At 69.5% G+C, this 16,979-nt stretch carries 17 protein-coding genes and 1 pseudogene; 7 read left to right on the forward strand and 11 right to left on the reverse strand.

Annotation, left to right across the window (positions count from 1 at the left end):
• Positions 1-79 precede the first annotated feature (79 nt).
• Positions 80-1,438 (reverse strand): serine hydrolase domain-containing protein, encoded by a 1,359-nt coding sequence (locus GC106_RS37480; protein ID WP_173140417.1) that lies wholly within the window; start codon positions 1,436-1,438, stop codon positions 80-82.
• 78 nt (positions 1,439-1,516) lie between these two features.
• Here GC106_RS37480 and GC106_RS37485 point away from each other — a divergent pair, with 78 nt between their 5' ends.
• Positions 1,517-2,083: a DUF7711 family protein gene (locus tag GC106_RS37485; protein ID WP_173140419.1), complete on the forward strand. Its 567-nt coding sequence runs from the start codon at positions 1,517-1,519 to the stop codon at positions 2,081-2,083.
• On the opposite strand, the gene GC106_RS37490 is transcribed toward GC106_RS37485, so the two are convergent.
• Genes GC106_RS37490 through GC106_RS37515 form a run of 6 tightly spaced genes read right to left on the reverse strand, consistent with a single transcriptional unit; the run spans position 2,080 to position 6,645 of the window.
• Positions 2,080-2,334: a YxzC family protein gene (locus GC106_RS37490; RefSeq protein ID WP_217281445.1), complete on the reverse strand. Its 255-nt coding sequence runs from the start codon at positions 2,332-2,334 to the stop codon at positions 2,080-2,082. The two genes, GC106_RS37485 and GC106_RS37490, sit on opposite strands and share 4 nt — an antisense overlap.
• A 13-nt stretch (positions 2,335-2,347) precedes the next feature.
• Positions 2,348-3,052 (reverse strand): MBL fold metallo-hydrolase, encoded by a 705-nt coding sequence (locus GC106_RS37495; protein WP_173140421.1) that lies wholly within the window; start codon positions 3,050-3,052, stop codon positions 2,348-2,350.
• 56 nt (positions 3,053-3,108) lie between these two features.
• Positions 3,109-4,338 (reverse strand): ABC transporter permease, encoded by a 1,230-nt coding sequence (locus GC106_RS37500; RefSeq protein ID WP_173140423.1) that lies wholly within the window; start codon positions 4,336-4,338, stop codon positions 3,109-3,111.
• Positions 4,335-5,015, reverse strand: coding sequence for an ABC transporter ATP-binding protein (locus GC106_RS37505; protein ID WP_173140425.1), 681 nt, complete (start codon positions 5,013-5,015; stop codon positions 4,335-4,337). Before GC106_RS37505 ends, GC106_RS37500 begins: the two co-directional genes overlap by 4 nt.
• Complete coding sequence (locus tag GC106_RS37510) at positions 5,012-6,109, reverse strand: peptidoglycan-binding protein (protein ID WP_312873195.1); 1,098 nt, start codon at positions 6,107-6,109, stop codon at positions 5,012-5,014. The genes GC106_RS37505 and GC106_RS37510 overlap by 4 nt, the downstream gene beginning before the upstream one ends.
• Positions 6,106-6,645, reverse strand: a complete 540-nt coding sequence (locus GC106_RS37515) for a hypothetical protein (protein WP_173140427.1) — start codon at positions 6,643-6,645, stop codon at positions 6,106-6,108. Before GC106_RS37515 ends, GC106_RS37510 begins: the two co-directional genes overlap by 4 nt.
• Positions 6,646-6,803: 158 nt before the next feature.
• Between GC106_RS37515 and GC106_RS37520 the strand changes: the two genes are divergently transcribed.
• Both GC106_RS37520 and GC106_RS37525 read left to right on the forward strand, forming a co-directional pair.
• Positions 6,804-7,460: a response regulator transcription factor gene (locus GC106_RS37520; RefSeq protein ID WP_173140429.1), complete on the forward strand. Its 657-nt coding sequence runs from the start codon at positions 6,804-6,806 to the stop codon at positions 7,458-7,460.
• On the forward strand, positions 7,457-8,629 hold the full coding sequence (locus GC106_RS37525; protein WP_173140431.1) for a sensor histidine kinase: 1,173 nt from the start codon (positions 7,457-7,459) through the stop codon (positions 8,627-8,629). Before GC106_RS37520 ends, GC106_RS37525 begins: the two co-directional genes overlap by 4 nt.
• A gap of 206 nt (positions 8,630-8,835) precedes the next feature.
• Here the strand turns inward: GC106_RS37525 and GC106_RS48375 are convergent.
• A pseudogene (locus GC106_RS48375) lies at positions 8,836-9,687 on the reverse strand (glycosyltransferase 87 family protein); the annotation flags it as partial.
• A 177-nt stretch (positions 9,688-9,864) separates the two neighbouring features.
• On the opposite strand from GC106_RS48375, the gene sepH reads away from it, so the two are divergent.
• The gene (sepH, locus tag GC106_RS37530; protein ID WP_173140546.1) at positions 9,865-10,956 is read left to right on the forward strand and encodes a septation protein SepH; all 1,092 of its coding nucleotides are present in this window, start codon (positions 9,865-9,867) and stop codon (positions 10,954-10,956) included.
• Positions 10,957-11,245: 289 nt separating this feature from the next.
• A complete protein-coding gene (locus GC106_RS37535; protein WP_173140433.1) occupies positions 11,246-11,398 on the forward strand; it encodes a hypothetical protein in 153 nt (50 codons plus the stop codon).
• 49 nt (positions 11,399-11,447) lie between these two features.
• On the opposite strand, the gene GC106_RS37540 is transcribed toward GC106_RS37535, so the two are convergent.
• Positions 11,448-11,669, reverse strand: coding sequence for a hypothetical protein (locus GC106_RS37540; RefSeq protein ID WP_173140435.1), 222 nt, complete (start codon positions 11,667-11,669; stop codon positions 11,448-11,450).
• A 166-nt stretch (positions 11,670-11,835) separates the two neighbouring features.
• Between GC106_RS37540 and GC106_RS37545 the strand changes: the two genes are divergently transcribed.
• Positions 11,836-13,608: an ABC transporter ATP-binding protein gene (locus tag GC106_RS37545; RefSeq protein ID WP_173140437.1), complete on the forward strand. Its 1,773-nt coding sequence runs from the start codon at positions 11,836-11,838 to the stop codon at positions 13,606-13,608.
• Positions 13,605-15,503 (forward strand): ABC transporter ATP-binding protein, encoded by a 1,899-nt coding sequence (locus GC106_RS37550; protein ID WP_312873197.1) that lies wholly within the window; start codon positions 13,605-13,607, stop codon positions 15,501-15,503. Before GC106_RS37545 ends, GC106_RS37550 begins: the two co-directional genes overlap by 4 nt.
• 51 nt (positions 15,504-15,554) lie before the next feature.
• Here the strand turns inward: GC106_RS37550 and GC106_RS37555 are convergent, their stop codons facing one another.
• Both GC106_RS37555 and GC106_RS37560 read right to left on the reverse strand, forming a co-directional pair.
• Positions 15,555-16,130 carry a DUF2537 domain-containing protein gene (locus GC106_RS37555; RefSeq protein WP_173140439.1) on the reverse strand — a complete coding sequence of 192 codons (576 nt, stop codon included), beginning with the start codon at positions 16,128-16,130 and terminating at the stop codon, positions 15,555-15,557.
• A gap of 8 nt (positions 16,131-16,138) precedes the next feature.
• Entirely contained in the window at positions 16,139-16,933 is a 795-nt protein-coding gene (locus tag GC106_RS37560) for a TrmH family RNA methyltransferase (protein ID WP_173140441.1), read from the reverse strand.
• Positions 16,934-16,979: the final 46 nt, after the last annotated feature.

Genomic DNA, 16,979 nt, shown 5'->3' on the forward strand with positions numbered 1-16,979 from the left:
CTCTTCTGGATCGAAATGAACTGCGGCGGTACCGGCGCCGTTGCCGGGAGGTAACGAGGATGTCATCTTGTCACGTGGTCTAGCGGCGCGTACCCCACCCGTGAGGGTCGACACCTCCGGGGATCGGGCCGGCCGGTTCGTACGGGCGGCGGGTGAAGATGAACGTCGCGAGGTCCAGATGCGACACCTCACCGGTCGCATCCCGCACGACCTTGAGCGTTTCCCCAGCGTAGTAGGCATCGAGGCCGACCCACGTGCCGTCGCCCGCCGGCTTGAACCGCGACGCGCGCCCGGCGCCCTGGACCGGGACGAGCTCCAGCCAGGCCTGGTCGAGCAGCCGCAACTGGTACACGGCCGGGCCCCAGTACCAGACACCTGTGAGGTCCAGCAGGTCCTGGTTCACGGTGGTCGCCGGTGCCCATTCGGTCGGCAGGATCGGCTCGTGCTCGTCCGCGATTTTCATCAGATCGTATGAAAGGCCCACGATGCCGACACCGGCCGTGCAGTTGGTCAGCACGAGCGAGCCCGTGCCGCTGCCCGTGTCGGTCAACGCGCACGCCAGGAAGCCCGGCATCGAGCCGGTGTGCCCGGCCATCCGCCGCCCGGAATCCCGGGTGACCTGCAGACCGAGGCCGAAACCCATCAGCCAGCTGTCGCCGTCGTCCACCATCACGGGGGCACGCATCTCCGCCACGGTGTCAGGGTGCAGCACCTCGCCGGAGTCTCCGGCGATCAGACGCAACCAGCGTGACAAGTCGTTAAGTGTCGACCACAGCTGACCCGCGGGGGCCATCGCGCCCGCGTCCGGCGCCGGCTCCGGCAGCAGCACGTCGGCGTGCGGGTGCACCGCCCAGCCCAGCGCGTGCGGCTCCTCCGGGTGCGGGGTCGTCCGCGTCATCTCCAGCGGCACGAGCAGCTCCCGGTTCACCGCGTCGAGCCAGCTCACGCCGCGGTGCCGCGCGACGAGCTCACCCAGCACGCCGTAGCCGACGTTGGAGTAGTGCAGCTTGCTGCCCGCACGCAGCACCACCGCCTCCGGCCCGAGGCTCGCCTGCAACGCCGCCCAGTCCGACCCCGGCGCGCGCTCCCACCAGCTGCCCGGCGACTCGGCCGTCAGCCCCGACGAGTGCGACAGCAGCTGCAGGATCGTGCGGTCGCCGACGACCGTGCCGGGCAGGTGTTTGTCGAGCGGGTCGTTGAGGTCCAGCTTGCCTTCGTCGCGCAGTCGCATGACCAGCACGGCGATGAACGTCTTGGTGATCGAGCCGATCCGGTACTGGGTGTCCGGCCCGGGCGGTTCGCCGTGGACACGGCCACGCGCACCGGACCAGACCAGGCCGCCTTCCCGGACCACCGCCGCCACCAGCGACGGGGCACGACACGCGGCCTGCTCGTGCGCGACTCGTCGGAGAAGGGCCAGCTCAGTCGTAGGCAGCATGTCGTGATTCTGGCCTGCCGGGCCGGGAGCGTGCCCAGGCGTAGGGCATCAACCCGGTCTATGGGCAGAATGTCCCGGGTGAAGTGGATCCGGGCGTGCCAGCACGTGGAGGCACTGGCGACGGCGTGTGAAGAGGCGCGCGGCCTGCCGTTGCCGGTCGTGCAGTTGTGGGTGTTCGGCCCGGTGCTGGAGTCCCAGGACGATCTCGACGCGGTGGACGTGGCACTGGCCGTCGACTTGCCGCCCGTGCCCTGGCTGTCGGCGCCGACCGGCGCGGCTCACTGGGCCAACGCGACCCGGCTGGCCCGCAACCCGTTCGCGCCGGTGTGGCGGTCGGCGCGGGCCCCGATCTGGAACCACTTCGTGGTGCGGCCGGTGCTGGTGTGGGATGCCGCTGACGGCGTCCTGTCCGATGCCTTGACGGCCGTCCGGGAGGGCAGGGCCGATCAGGTCCGGCTCGACGCTCCGAGCCCCGATGCCCTGCGGGCCCGGATCGACGAGGAGCTCACGGTCAGCCTCGGCGCCATGCGGGCGAGCGTTTCGGCGTACGACGAGAAGCGCTGGCGGCCCGGCAAGTTGGAGCCCGTGGCGGACGAACTGTGGTCGGTGACCAACGGCTACCTGGACCTGCTTGACGCGCACTAAGCCTGTGCTTCGGCCAGCCAGGCACGGAAGTCGTCCGAGCCGTGCAAGTACACGCCGGGTGCTTGGTGGAGATCCGCGCCCGCCAGGCGATCGAGGGCAGTCCACAGCTTGTCGTGGGTGTGATACCCGGCTTGGTCGTCGGCGTACTTCGGCATCGCCCAGTTGGCGGCCTGCTGTGGGCTGACCTCGCCGGTCACCAGGCCCGCAAGTAATCGCTGCGCCTCGGCGAAGGTCCCGTCCAGGTCGGTCACGCCCGTGATCTTCCTATATCCGGCGGCGTTTCTGGTGGGTCCTGGCCGCTTCCCGCAGGATCGGGCCCGCGCCCCGCACGATCGGTTCGCCGTGCCCGAAGCAGACGGTTTCGACGTCCAGGTCCGCCAGCCGCCGGAACCCCGCCAGCATCTGGTCTTCGTCCTGGTTGAACACACCGAGGATCACGCCGCCCTCGTTCGCCACCGTGTCACCGGTGAACAGGATCTTGTGCACGGGCAGGTAGATCGCGATGCTGCCGGCGGTGTGCCCGGGGACGTGGATGATCTGGGCGCCGCCGCCGAAGCCGAGCACGTCGCCGTCGGCCAGTTCGACGTCCACCGTGGACGGTGGCACAGGCATGTCGGGGATGCCGAGGGACTTGATGTGTTCCCAGATCGGCTGGTCGAACTCGGTGAGCACCGGTTCGGCCTTACGGGCGGTGCCACGGACGACCGCCGCGTCCGCACTGTGTACGTGGACGGGTGCGCCGTGCCAGGAGCGGATCTCGGCGGCCGAACCGTAGTGGTCCTCGTGGCCGTGGGTGATCACGATCCGGCGGATCGCCGACGTGTCCGGGAGGGCGTCGGCGATCTCCGCGGCCGCGCCGGGCACGCCGGTGTCGATCAGAGTGAGCTCGTCCCCGTCCTGCCAGACGTACGCCTGCCCGAACTTCAGCCGCAGGATGGACAGCGACGGCCGCAGAACCATGATCCCCATGACGCCACGCTAGGCGCGGGATCATGGCCGCGGCCACCTGTTTCGCCGACAGCGGATCAGGCCAGCGCCGACGTCGGCGTCAGCCGGGCCGCGCGCATGGCCGGGTACGCACCGGCGATCGCGCCGACCAGTGCCGAGATCCCGACGCCGCCGACCAGTGCCAACGGCGGCAGCACGGCAGGCCAGTTCTGCGACAGGGCATAACCGGCCGTCACACCGACGCCGATGACCACGCCGACGATCCCGCCCAGCCCGGACAGCAGCACCGATTCGGCCAGGAACTGGCCCCGGATCTGCCGCCGGGTCGCGCCCAACGCCCGCCGCAGGCCGATTTCCCGGCGTCGCTCCAGCACCGAGATGACCATGGTGTTGGCGACGCCGACACCGCCGACGAGCAACGCGACACCGCCCAAAGCCAGGAACAAGGCGCTGTACGACTGGTCCACGAGCTCCTGCGCGGCCAGTGCCTCGGACGGCAGGGAGACCTCGACCTCGTTGGGGTGCTCCGGGTTCACGGTCGCGGCGAGCACACCACGGACGTCCTCGACCTGAGCGTCCTGTGCCCGGGTGTAGACCGTGGTCGGGTGCCCGTCGAAGCCGAGACGTTCCTCCGCCACTTCCCAGCCGACCAGGACGGACCGCTCGATCTCCGGTGCCAACGGCATCGCGTTGAGGATGCCGGTCACCGTGAACCACTGCCCGGCGATCCAGACCTGCGGCGGCTTCGCGGGATCGACCCGGTCGATGCCCAGCCGGGTCGCCGCGACCGAGCCCAGCACCACGGCCGGGAACCGCGCCGACGCGGCGTCCAGGAACTTCCCGCTGTGGATCGTGCCGTTCAGCACGCCGAGCAGGTCCGGCCGCGCCGCGAACACCGCCAGGCCGGAGGTCTCGTCCGGGTTGACCTGGTCGTTGCGGCGCACCGTGGCCTTGACGGTGCCGGTCGACGAAGCACCGGTCACCGGGCCGATGCGGTGCACCATCCCGACCGCGCTCCTGGGCAGTTTCGCGTCCTCGCCGAAGAACGTCCGCCCCGGCTTGGCGACCAGCAGGTTCGGTCCCAGCGCGGCGATCTGGTCGGCCAGCGCCTTGTTGCTGGAAGCCGGAATGCTGACCACCGCGATCATCGCGGCGATCCCGATCGCGATTCCCAGCGCGGACAACACCGCTCGCAGCGGACGCGTCCGCATACCGTGCGCGCCAAGGCGAAGCATGTCCCGTGAGCCGAGCCGACGTGGTGACGGCAGCGGCTCGGCGTCCGGCGCACGATCCAGCAGAACGGTCATGCGGCGGCTCCCGTGTCGTGGCGCAGCACGCCGTCCCGCATTTCGATCCTGCGCGGCACCGCTGCGGCGATGTCGTTGTCGTGCGTGATGATCACGATCGTCGTCCCGGCCGCGTTCAGCTGGTACAGCAGCGACAGGATGCCGGAGCCCGTTGTGCTGTCGAGGTTTCCGGTGGGTTCGTCGGCGAGCACGATCGCCGGGCGGTTCACCACCGCCCGGGCGATCGCGACACGCTGCCGTTCCCCGCCGGACAGCTCGTTCGGCAGATGCCACGCCCGGGCGCCGAGACCGACCTGTTCCAACGCTCCCAACGCGATCTGCCGCCTGCGCCGGGCCGAGACGCCCGCGTACAGCAGGCCCGTGGCGACGTTCTCCACCGCGGGCAGGCCGTCGGTCAGGAAGAACTGCTGGAACACGAACCCGATCCAGCGCGACCGCAACGCCGAGAGCCTGCGGTCGTTCAGCCTTGCCACATCGTGCCCGCGCACCTCGATGCTGCCCGAGGTGGGTGTGTCCAAAGTGCCCATCAGCTGGAGCAAAGTGGACTTGCCCGACCCGGACGGGCCGACGATGGCCAGCAGTTCGCCCTGGGAGACCGTCAGGGACACGTCACGAAGTGCCCGCACACCACCGGGATACGTCTTCGCGGCGTTACGGACAGCCAGAACCGGGGTCACGACGTGGTCACCACCCGCATGCCTTCACGTAGGTCGGGACCGCTCACTTCGACCTTGCCGTCGGCGAACAGGCCGGTCCGCACGGGGATCAACCGGCGTGCGGCCCCTTCGACGACCTCGATGGCGTAACCGCCTTCGGCCAGCGCGAGCAACGCCCCGACCGGGACGGTCAGCACGCCTTTCTGGCTCCGCACGGTGAACCGGACGTCCACCGAACTGGCGTCGGGCGCGGTGATCGCCGCCGGATCGTCCAGCGTGATCGAGACGTCGAACTTGGTGCCCTGGTCCTGTCCGGGCATGCCCTGGTTGTCGTCCGGTGGCGCCAACGTGACCTGCTGGACGGTGCCCGTGGCCTGCTTGCCGCCCACGCTGACCGTCACCTTCGCGCCGGGTTTGGCGCTGTCCCGCTGCTCGGCCTTGATCCGCACGGTCACGCCGCGGTTCACGCCGGTGTACTTCAGCACGTCCGTCCCGCCCTGGCTACCCAGGGACGCGAGCAGGGTGCTGACCCGGAACGACCCGGTGGTGATCACCACGTCGCCGACGTCGACGGTGCCGTTCTGCTCGAGTTTGAGCGCCTTCTGCCACTTCTTGACGGCGTTCGCGGTGGCGGTCGTGAACTTCTCGTCCGGCGTGCCGAACCCGCCGAATCCCAGCGCCCTGAGGTTCTCCTCGACCAGCCGGACGTCCGGCCCGTCGGACACGCCCGGCCCGACCGGCCGGTACATCGGGATGTCGCCGTGGAACAGCGGCACCGGCTTGGCGTCCACTTTGTACACGGACTCGCCGCGGTCCAGCACGTCGCCGATCGCGGGCAGGCCGGTGATGGTGCCCTGTTTACGCCCGGCGAGCGTGGTTTCGACGCCGTAGCCGAGCTTGCCGCTCACGGATCGCTTGTCCGCCAGGTCGGTCCTGGTCACCTCGGCGGTCTGGATCGGCGCCGGTCCCTGGGGCGACGCCACCGCGCTGCCTGAGCTGACACGGGTCAGGACGACCGCGGTGCCGACGCCGAGGGCGACCACGGTGGCCGTCCCGGCGATCATCCAGCGGGTCCGGCGCCGTTTGTGCAGACGCCGTGGTCCTTCGCCGGTCACCTGCCGCCACCCGCCACACCGGCCGCGACCCGGCCTTCGCCGCCGCACTCCTTGAAGGCCTTCTCGAGCTTCTCCTGGTCGCCGTCGCCGAGGTCGATGGCCGTCCCCGGGTTGTTCGGGTCGGGATCGGGCATGTTGATGCCGTGCTCACGCATGCACTTGGCCTGGGCGCGCTGCTTGTCGAGCTCCTCGGGCGAAAGCGGCTTCGGTTTGCCGCCGTTGGGCAGCAGCTTGTTGCACACCTCCCCGGCCTTGTTCATCTTCTCCATCTCGGCCTCGCCCTCCACCCGCTGCGCGGTCATGGTGCCGCCCGGGCCCGGGTCGGGCATGTCGATGCCCTGCTCACGCATGCATTTCGCGAACTCCCGCATCCGGTCCTCGTCGGTCTTGCCGTCCGCGGAGTCGGCGCTGTTCTGCGCGTCGCCGCCCTTGCCGTCACCCAACGAGGCGACCTTGTCGCCTGCTGAGTCGCTGCCGCACGCCGTCGCCAACGCGAACAGCGCGGTCACGGCGGCCAGTCGCCACCTGGCTCCCATCAGGATCTCCCTTCCTCTGCCGGTCTCCAGTGGTCCGGCGGGTCCGGCCCCCGACAGCCCGGACCCGCCGGTGACCAGTTCTAGGGACCGGGCGATTCGGGCCCGTTAAGCGAAAGCGCTTATCCGGCGCTTAACCGCTGATCAGCGAGACTGTCCGAATGCGAGTACTGGTCGTTGAGGACGAACGGCTGCTCGCCGACACCCTGGCCGAGGGGCTGCGGCGGCTGTCCATGGCGGTGGACGTCTGCTACGACGGCGACGCGGCCCTCGAACGGGTTCACGTACACAGCTACGACGTCGTCGTGCTGGACCGTGACCTGCCGAAGGTGCACGGCGACGACGTCTGCCGGTCGCTCATCAAGGCGGGCGGTGAGGCCAAGGTGCTGATGCTGACGGCCTCGGGCGAGGTGACCGACCGGGTGGCGGGCCTGCGGCTGGGCGCCGACGACTACCTGACCAAACCGTTCGCGTTCGACGAGCTCGTGGCCAGGGTGCAAGCGCTTGCGCGCCGGGCGCGGCCCGCGCTTCCGCCCGTGCTCGAACGGTCCGGGGTCGTCCTGGATCTGCCCCGCCACCAGGCCTCCCGCGACGGCAGGCACCTGCCGCTGTCGCCGAAGGAGTTCGCCGTGCTGGAGGTGCTGATGCGGGCCGAAGGTGCCGTGGTCAGCGCCGAGGATCTGCTGGAGAAGGCATGGGACGAGTACGCCGACCCGTTCACCAACGCCGTCCGGGTGGCGGTGATGACCTTGCGGCGCAAACTCGGTGATCCCCCGGTGATCGACACGCTGCCCGGCGCGGGCTACCGGCTGTCATGACGCGCTGGTCGGTCCGAACCCGCCTGACGGTGATCTACGGCGTCGTCTTCATGGCCGTCGGCGTAGTGCTGCTGGTGATCAACTATCTGCTGGTCGTGAGCGTGCTCCCGCAGCCGGCCGCGTTCATCGCGGCGGCCTCACCCGACGTGCTGACCGGCACCGGCGGCGTCGCGATCGAGCGCGCGCCCGCCGAGCAGACCACCATCTCCACCGTGGCGGACTACCGGGCGTCCACGATCCGGACGATGCTGATGACCTCGGGCATCGCCCTGCTGGTCGCGGGCGGGATCGCGGTGCTGGCGTCCTGGTACATCGCGGGCCGGGTGCTGCGGCCGGTGCACATGATCACGGCGACCGCCCGCAGGCTGGGCGCGGAGAGCCTGAACCGGCGTATCCACCTGGACGGGCCGGACGACGAGCTGAAAGAGCTGGCCAACACGTTCGACGGGATGCTCGACCGGCTCGCGTCGGCCTTCGACAGCCAGACACATTTCGTGGCGAACGCCTCGCACGAGCTGCGCACGCCGCTGGCCGTGCAACGGACCCTGGTCGAAGTCGCCATGGCCGACCCGCAGGCCACTCCTGAGCTGCGCAGGCTCGGTCAGCACCTGCTCGTGACCAACGAGCGCAGCGAGCGCCTGATCGAGGGCCTGCTGGTGCTGGCCCGCAGCGACCGCGGCCTGCTCGGCCGGGTCCCGGTACCGCTGGCCGAGGTCGCCGAGAACGTCCTGGTCGGCTGCATCGGCCTGGCCGACGAGCACAACGTGACGATCAGCAAGACCATCCGGCCGAGGACGGTGGCCGGTGACCCGGTGCTGCTCGAACGCCTGATCATCAACCTCGTGCACAACGCGATCCGCTACAACGAGCCCGGCGGTTCGGTTTCGGTCGAAGTGGGCGATTCGCCCGCGGTGCGCGTGATCAACACCGGCCCGGTGGTGCCCGCCGAGGCGTTGCCCGGGTTGTTCGAGCCGTTCCGCAGGCTGGAGCGAACGGCCACGTCCGGCGGTTCCGGGTTGGGGCTGTCGATCGTGCGTTCGGTGGTCAGAGCCCACGACGGGTCGATCGGTGTCGCCGCGCGCCCGTCCGGCGGGCTGGACCTGCGGGTCGAGCTGCCGCCCGCGTACGCCACGGCGACGGATAACAGGATGATTCCGGCCAGGACGTAGCTGTCGCTCACGGCCTGCTGCCAGACGCCGTCGCTCCACCCACCGAACTCGAACGCCCAGATCGGTGTGGAGATCGCCACGGCAGCGGCCAGGACCACGGCCACGCCCATGACGATCCGGCGCTCCGTGACGGCGACCCAGCCCAGCACGACAAGCACCGGGACCAGCCAAACCCAGTGGTGCACCCACGAAACCGGCGACACGAGCAACCCGCACAACGCGGTTACCGCCAGTCCCATCGGCACGCTGGTACGCCGGATCACGAACACTGCCAGCGAAATGATCAAGATGGCCGGCGCGACCCACCAGAAATCAACGGACAACCGGGCGAAAGCACCGCGAAGGGACTGGTTGGCAACGTGATCCGGCGCGCCGATTCGTCCGCCGTCGAACAACAGCTTCGTCCAGTACGTGACCGAGCTGCCGGGCAGGACCGCGAAGCCCAGCGCGGTCGCGGCGAGGAACGTCACAACGGCCCGAGCCGCCGCCCGATAGTCCTTGCGCACCAGGAAGAACAGCACGAACACGGCGGGCGTCAGCTTGATCGCCGCGGCGACGCCGACCAGCACACCACGCCACCGTTTGTTCGTCATCAGGCAGTCGACGGCCACCAAGGCCATCAGCACCATGTTGATCTGCCCGTAGCCGAGTGTCGAGCGCACCGGATCCATGCCCGCGGCGAGCAACTGCACGCCGATCGCCAGGAAGGCGGGCAGGACCAGGCCGTTCTCCCGGCCCCGTAAGGCCACCAGGAAGCCGAACACCACGGCGAACAGCAGGCCGGTGGAGATCACCGTGAGCAGCAGGAAACCCGCCCAGGCGGACAGTGAAGTCGTGGGGAGGAAGGTGAGGATGGCAAATGGCGGATAGGTGAACGGCAGAAGTGTGCCACGGCTCGTCGGCGGCAACTGTCCGTAAGGATCACCACCGTGCAGCCATGTCAATGCGCCAAGCCGGTAGACCTCGAAATCCAGGCCGTCCAACACCTTCAGCCCGACGATTAGCCCGATCGTGGCCAGCTCGGCGGCGACCACGAGGGCGAGTGTTCTCCCCCGCACAGTGACATTCCTCCGTTCGGCAACCAAAGTACTGACTAAGGGAGTGCGAATCCGCTGGGGATGCGGGAAGATCGACGGAGAGGATCTCGCTGAGGCGCGGCGCGCCTACTTCGTCAAGGAGGCGCGCCGTATTAGCGTCACAAAGTCAGCGAGGTGAAGTCATTCGGGAGGCTTGAAGTGCGCGCGCTGCGAGTTGTCGGGCTCGGCGAGGATGGCAGGACTGTCATCCTCGAAGACCCGATGCGTGGCGAGCGTTTCCAGCTCCCGGCGGACGAGCGGTTGCGTGCGGCTGCCCGTGGCGACGTCACCAGACTCGGCCAGATCGAAATCGAGCTGGAGAGCCAGATGCGCCCACGTGAAATCCAGGCCCGTATCCGTGCGGGTGAGTCCGTCGCCCAGGTCGCCGAGGCGTCCGGCCTGCCGGAGGACAAGGTCGAGCGGTTCGCCTACCCGGTGCTGCTCGAACGGTCCCGCACGGCGGACCTGGCCCAGCGCGCCCACCCGGTCCGGGAGGACGGGCCGGACGTGCAGACGCTCGGCGAGGTCTGCGCGCACGCGTTCGGCCTGCGCGGGCAGGAGTACTCCGAGGCGGTCTGGGACTCGTGGAAGAACGAGGAGAACAAGTGGATCGTCCAGCTGCGCTGGACGGCGGGCCGCTCGGACAACCGCGCGCACTGGTCCTTCCACCCGGGTGCGCACGGCGGCACGGTCACTCCGCTCGACGACCACGCCCACGACCTGCTCGACCCGAACCCGAACAGGTCGCTGCGGACCGTACGGCCGGTCACCGAACTGGCCAGGCAAGCGCTTGCGGTCGAGGCTGCGGCCCGTCCGCAGCCGGTCACGCCTGAGCCGATCGAGCCGGTCTACACCGAGCCACGCCACCAGGCGGAACCGGCCTACCAGCCGGAGCCCGCGCGCCAGCCGGAACCGGAACCGGTCTACCGCCAGCCGGAGCCCGAGCCCGCTCCCGCCGTGGCACACCGCCCGGAGCCGCAGCCCGAACCGCAGCCGGTGGTACGGCCGGACCCGGTTCCGGCTGCGGTCGAGCCCGAACCGGCGCCGGCACCGGAGCCCGAGCCCGCACCCGCTCCGGCGGCCCCGGCCGCGTCGGGCAAGCCGGTGCAGGAGGAACTGGTGCCGGAGCCCGAGCCGAAGCCGGAAGCGGCCAAGGACAAGCCCGCGCCCCGGCGTGGCAAGAAGAAGAACCACCCGGTCGTCCCGGCCTGGGAGGACGTCCTGCTGGGCGTCCGCTCCAACCGAGGCTGACACCCCCCTCGTGAGTGTTTATCAGGGTTAGAACCCCGATAAATACTCACGAGGGGGTACAGCACCGCGCTGGACCGCGCCGCCGCAGGGCTTCGGTGAAGAACGGCGGCGTCTCGGGGTTGCTCGTGAACCGCGAACGGTACCGGCGCCAACGGCACCAGCACCGCTGCCAGCGTGCCGAACCACAGCAGTCGCAGTGGAACGTGCGTGGCGTTCTCGGCGAAGGTTTGGATTCGTTGGCACGCCATCGCGAGCAGGATTCCGACCGCCGGAACACACGCCATGAACCGTGATCACCAGTGCCCGGGCGGCGGCCACGCACCACGACCAGATTCCCAGCACCGCCAGGAAAATCACCAATGACCAGCCGAGAAACGCGTTCTCCTCGGTCGGGTTGATGGCGAACTGCCTGCTCACCTCGGACGGGCCCGCCAGCGAGTAGCTGCCGAACGCGGTCACGGTTGCCAGGTCGTTCCCGGCGAGGGCGTGGTTCATGTCGGCGTAGCTCTGCGACCCGAAGAACTGGTGCCACAAGGGATACGCGACAACATGTGCTGGTCCTGCCCGGCGCCGGGCAGATAGCCGTGCCGCAGGTCAGTCCACATGCGACTGTAGAGCAGCGCCGCCGCGAGCGCGTACACGCCGACGACGAACGCGTCCGTCGCGGTCGGGCGAGCGGCCGTCTGCCGGATCCGTTGGGTCAACCCGATCACAACCCGAAGACACAGCCGTGTGGTGCTCGGGTTGTTGACCTCCAGTGCACTTGAGGTCGCAGGATGGCCCATGGCGAAGGTGGCGGCCGCGGCACGGAAATTCGGGTGCACCGGATCGCGTTGCTTTGTAACGTCGAAGGCTGGCATCTACCTGTTTGGGGGCAAGATGGAGGAGGCGGAGCAACCACGCTCGGCCTATCGATCCCTGTGGCGCCTCGGTCCTTACGCGCGACCGTGGCGCCGTCGGCTGGTACTCGCGATCGTCGCCACGATCTGTGCGATGGCCGCGGGCCTGACTATTCCGCTGATGATCCAGAGCATCCTGGACGGCCCGATCGCCCGGGGTGAGACCACCGGCCTGATCTGGCCGGTCCTCGGGATCGCACTGCTCGGCTTCGCGGAGGCCGGGCTTTTCTATTGCCGCCGAAAGATGCTCGCGCGGCCGACGACACACATCGAGGCGCGGATGCGCCATGACATCTACGCGCACCTGCAGCGCCTGCCGGTCTCGTTCCACGACCGTTGGCAGTCCGGGCAGCTGCTGTCCCGCGCGGTGACCGACTTGTCCACCATCCGCGGGTTCTTCGCGTTCGTCGGGGTTTTCCTCGTGGTGAACAGCCTCACCCTGGTCGGTGGCCTGGTCGTGCTGTTCTCGCTGGACTTCTGGCTGGGCCTGACCGTGCTGATCTCGGCGCTGCCGTTGATCGCGATCTCCACGGTGTTCGAGCGCAAGTACAAGGTCGTCGCCCGGCTCGCCCAGGACCAGGACGGCGACCTCGCCACCACGGTCGAGGAGTCCGCGCTCGGTATCCGGGTGCTCAAGGCGTTCGGCCGTGGCCCGCACCTCGCGGCCAAGTTCGCCAAACAGGCCAAGGTGTTGCGCGGCACCGAACTTCACAAAGTACGGATCTCCTCGCTGCTGTGGGGCGCGATCGTGCTGCTGCCGGAGATCGGCATCGCCGGGCAGTTGCTGGTCGGCACGTCCGGGATCGTCAACGGCACGATGACCGTCGGCACGCTCGTCGCCGCCGTGACCGTCGCGGCGTACCTGCGGTGGCCGACCGACTCGATCGGCTGGCTGCTCGCCGAGACCAACCAGACGTCCGCCGCGACCGACCGGTACTTCGAAGTGCTGGACGAGCCGGTGACCGTGGCCGATCCGGCCGACCCGAAGCCGCCCGCCAGTCCGCCGCGCGGCCTGCTGCGGTTCGACAACGTCCACTTCAGACACACCGAAGGCGGCAAGGAGATCCTGCGCGGCGTGGATCTGGAGGTCCGGCCCGGCGAGACGGTCGCGCTGGTCGGTGCCACCGGAACCGGTAAGACCACGCTCACCGCGCTGGTGCCGCGGCTTGCCGACGTGACCGAAGGCCGGATCACGATCGACGGCGTGAACGTCGCGGACATGCGGCTGGCTGACCTGCGCACCCTGGTGTCGGTCGCGTTCGAGGAGCCGGTGTTGTTCTCCGCCAGCGTGCGGGAGAACGTCGCGCTGGGGTCCACGGACGCCACGGACGAACAGGTCTGGGAGGCGCTGCGAGTCGCTCAGGCCGACGGGTTCGTCACCGCGTTGCCATGGGGCCTGGACACCCGGATCGGCGAGCAGGGCCTGTCACTGTCCGGCGGTCAACGGCAGCGGCTCGCACTGGCCCGCACGATCGTCGGCAGGCCGGCGGTCCTGGTGCTCGACGACCCACTGTCCGCTTTGGACGTGCACACCGAGGCCGAGGTGGAACGCGCGCTGCGCGAGGTGCTGTCCGGCGTGACCGCGTTGGTGGTCGCGCACCGGCCGAGCACGGTCCAGCTCGCCGACCGGGTCGCGATGCTGGCCGACGGCCGGATCGCCGCCGTCGGGACGCATTCCGAGCTGCTGGCGGGCAACTCGGCCTACCGCAGGCTTCTGTCTACTTTGGATGAGTCGGAGGAGGTGAGGGCGTGAGCGAGCTTGCGAGCGAATCATCCGGCGCAGGGCCGGGCTCAGGCGACGGGACTGCCGGACCGCGCGAGATCCGTATGAGTCAGGACGAGTCGTGGCGCGGGGTCGCGGCCGAAGAGGTCCAGGAACTGGACTCCGTGGTGGGCGCCAAGTTGCAGGCCCGCTCGCGCAAGCTGCTCGGGTCGTTGATCCGCCCGCGCCTCTGGCCGGCCGCGGCCGCGCTGACCCTGGTGATCCTGCAGAACCTGTCGTCGCTGGCGGGTCCGTTGCTGATCGCCGCGGCGATCGACACCGGTATCCCGTCGGCGATGAACGGTGACCACAGCGTTCTCGCCTGGTGCATCGGCGCGTACGCCTTCAGCGCGATCGCGAACTCCGGCCTGCTGATGGCGTTCCAGCGGCTGGCCGCCCGGATCAGCCAGGACGTGCTGCTCGACCTGCGGCAGCGGCTGTTCCGGCACGTGCAGCGGCTTTCCTTGTCGTTCCACGAGTCCTACACCTCAGGCAAGGTGATCTCGCGGCTGACCGCGGACATGGAGTCGATCAACAAGCTGTTGGAGGACGGCTTGGACAACATGCTCAACGCGATCCTGTCGCTGGTTTTCATCGGCACGCTGTTGCTGGTCCTGGACGTCCCGCTGGCGTTGATCGTGATGGCCGGGTTCGTCCCGCTGGTCCTCATGCTGCGCTGGTTCCGGAACACGTCGGGCCGGGCGTACCGGCACACGCGCGGCGCGATCGCCAAGGTGATCGTGCAGTTCGTCGAGACCATGAACGGAATCCGCGCGGTGCAGGCGTTCCGCCGGGAACGCCGCAACGAGGCCATCATGAACGTCGAGAACGTCGCGTACCGGGACGCCAACCACACCGCGATCGGCGCGGTGGCGACGTTCGTGGCGAGCGTGCGGTTCATCGGCAACCTGTCGCTGGCGATCGTGCTGGGCGTCGGCGCGTGGCGGGTGACCGGCGGCAGCATGGAACTCGGCGTGCTGACCGCGTTCACGCTGTACCTGCGGCGGTTCTACGACCCGCTGGACGACCTGGCGCAGGTCGCGAACTCCTACGCGTCGGCGAGCGCGGCACTGGAGAAGATCTCCGGCGTGCTCGAAGAGGCGCCTGCGGTCGTCGAGCCCGCGAAGCCGAAGCTGTTGCCCCGCGCGGGAACCATCGAGTTCGACAACGTGGAGTTCCGGTACGGCCCGGACGGGCCGGTGGTGCTGCCGGCGTTCGACCTGACCATCCCGGCCGGGCAGACCGTCGCCCTGGTCGGCGCGACCGGCGCGGGCAAGTCCACGATCGCCAAGCTGGTCGGCCGGTTCTACGACCCCACAGCGGGGTCCGTCCGGCTGTCCGGAGTGGACCTGCGGGACGCCGCGGACGCGGACCTGCGGTCCAAGGTGGTCACCGTGACCCAGGAGAACTTCCTGTTCTCCGGCTCGGTCGCGGACAACATCGCGCTCGGCAGGCCCTCGGCGAGCCGCGGCGAGATCGAGTCGGCAGCCGCGGCGGTCGGCGCGCACGAGTTCATCGCGGCCCTGCCGGACGGCTACGACACTGACGTGCGCAAGCGCGGCGGCAGGCTTTCCGCGGGCCAACGCCAGCTGGTCGCGTTCGCGCGGGCGTTTCTGGCCGACCCGGCCGTGCTGGTCCTCGACGAGGCCACGTCCAGCCTGGACGTTCCCGGCGAGCGGGCGGTGCAGGCCGCGCTGGAGACCGTGCTGACCGACCGGACCGCGTTGATCATCGCGCACCGGCTGTCGACCGTGCTGATCGCCGACAGGGTGCTCGTGGTCGACGGCGGCCGGATCGTCGAGGACGGTTCCCCCGCCGACCTCATCGCCGCAGGTGACGGCGAGTTCGCCAGCCTGCACCGCGCCTGGCTCGACTCCCTCGCCTGAACCCCCTCGTGAGTGTTTATCAGGGTTCTAACACTGATAAACACTCACGAGTCAGAGGAGGACGAAGATCAGGGCGATCCAGCCGAGGGCGAGGCCGGACGCGACGCCGAAGGCGACCCAGCGCCAGATCAGGACGCGGCGGGCCAGCCACACCGACGGGGCTAGGCCCGCGGTGACCACTATGTTCGCGCCGATCGCCAGCAACCCGCTGGTCTCGTTCAGCGTGATCGCCAGAGTCAGCACCGCCGTGATCGTGACGACCGCCATCAACGCGCTCACTGTCAGACCGGTCAGCCACGGGGTGGGCTCCGGTGCGGGCAGCGCGGACGCTGGTGACGGCGGCGCGGCGTCCACGAACAGAACTTCACCCGTCAAGGGGTCGTGGTAGCTCACCGTGGTCTCCAGGACGGCCGAAAGCCTGTCCGCGAGCTGCATGCCACGCCGTGACACGAGCACGGCGGCTGAGGCGTCCTCGGGTGCGTCCGCGCGCTGCATGGCGGCCACGACCTGGGCCCATTCGTCCAGCGCGGTGGTCAACTCGGCGGGCACGTCGAGCACCGCCGGGTCGATGACCCGGTCATCCGGCCCCACGAGCTCGGCTCGCTCACCGTTCGTGCGCAGTTCCACGGCCACAGCTAACCAGGCCCGAGGGCGTAAAAGGCCACGGCACCGGCCGTGGCGACGTTCAACGAGTCAACACCACCCGACATGGGGATACGCACAGCGTGATCGGCCGCGTCGATCGCCACGCCGGTCAGGCCGGGCCCTTCGGAGCCGAGCAGCACGGCGACCGGCCCGCCGGCGTCGACCTCGTCCAGCGGAAGCGAATCGGCCCTCGGGGTCAACGCCAGGACCTGGAAACCCTTGCTCCGCAGAAACTCCAGGGCGCCGGGCCATTCGGTCACGTTCGTGAACGGCACCGCCAGCACGTGCCCCATGGAAACGCGCACACTGCGGCGGTACAACGGATCGCTGCAACCAGGTCCGAGCACCACGCCACCCCACCCGAGCGCGGCCACGTTGCGGAACAGGGCGCCGAGATTCTCGTGGTCACCGACGCCTTCCAGGACCACGAGCCGTTTCGCCCTCGCCAGGTCCTCCAGGCCCCACGGCGCCGCCCGGTCGGCGACCGCCAGCACGCCACGGTTCAGGTGGAACCCGACGACCTCGGCCATCACGTCGGCTGATGTGACGTATGCCGGGATCGAACCGTCCACTTCGGCGTCGAGCTCGGCGATCCGCCGCTCGACCCCCAGCAGCGAACGCACCGGGTACGGCGAGGCGAGCAGGCGCCGGACGACCACCACGCCCTCGGCGATGACCAGGCCTTTGCCGCCCGGCCGGTCCGGCCTGCGATCGGCCGTGGTGAGGTCGCGGAAGTCGGCCAGCCGCTCGTCCGCCGGGTCTGTTATCCGGATCACTTCGGCCACGGGGTGATCTTCGCATGATTGGCGCTTCCGGTTGGCGGGAAACCCA

The sequence above is a fragment of the Kibdelosporangium persicum genome, assembly GCF_013280595.1.
Classification (GTDB): Bacteria; Actinomycetota; Actinomycetes; order Mycobacteriales; family Pseudonocardiaceae; genus Kibdelosporangium; species Kibdelosporangium persicum.

What these genes read in the sequence shown, in the direction of transcription:
- GC106_RS37480 (WP_173140417.1), bottom strand. Translation starts at nt 1,438, where the DNA reads ATGCTGCCTACGACTGAGCTGGCCCTTCTCCGACGAGTCGCGCACGAG.
- GC106_RS37495 (WP_173140421.1), bottom strand. Translation starts at nt 3,052, where the DNA reads ATGGGGATCATGGTTCTGCGGCCGTCGCTGTCCATCCTGCGGCTGAAG.
- GC106_RS37500 (WP_173140423.1), bottom strand. Translation starts at nt 4,338, where the DNA reads ATGACCGTTCTGCTGGATCGTGCGCCGGACGCCGAGCCGCTGCCGTCA.
- GC106_RS37515 (WP_173140427.1), bottom strand. Translation starts at nt 6,645, where the DNA reads ATGGGAGCCAGGTGGCGACTGGCCGCCGTGACCGCGCTGTTCGCGTTG.
- GC106_RS37520 (WP_173140429.1), top strand. Translation starts at nt 6,804, where the DNA reads ATGCGAGTACTGGTCGTTGAGGACGAACGGCTGCTCGCCGACACCCTG.
- GC106_RS37525 (WP_173140431.1), top strand. Translation starts at nt 7,457, where the DNA reads ATGACGCGCTGGTCGGTCCGAACCCGCCTGACGGTGATCTACGGCGTC.
- GC106_RS37545 (WP_173140437.1), top strand. Translation starts at nt 11,836, where the DNA reads ATGGAGGAGGCGGAGCAACCACGCTCGGCCTATCGATCCCTGTGGCGC.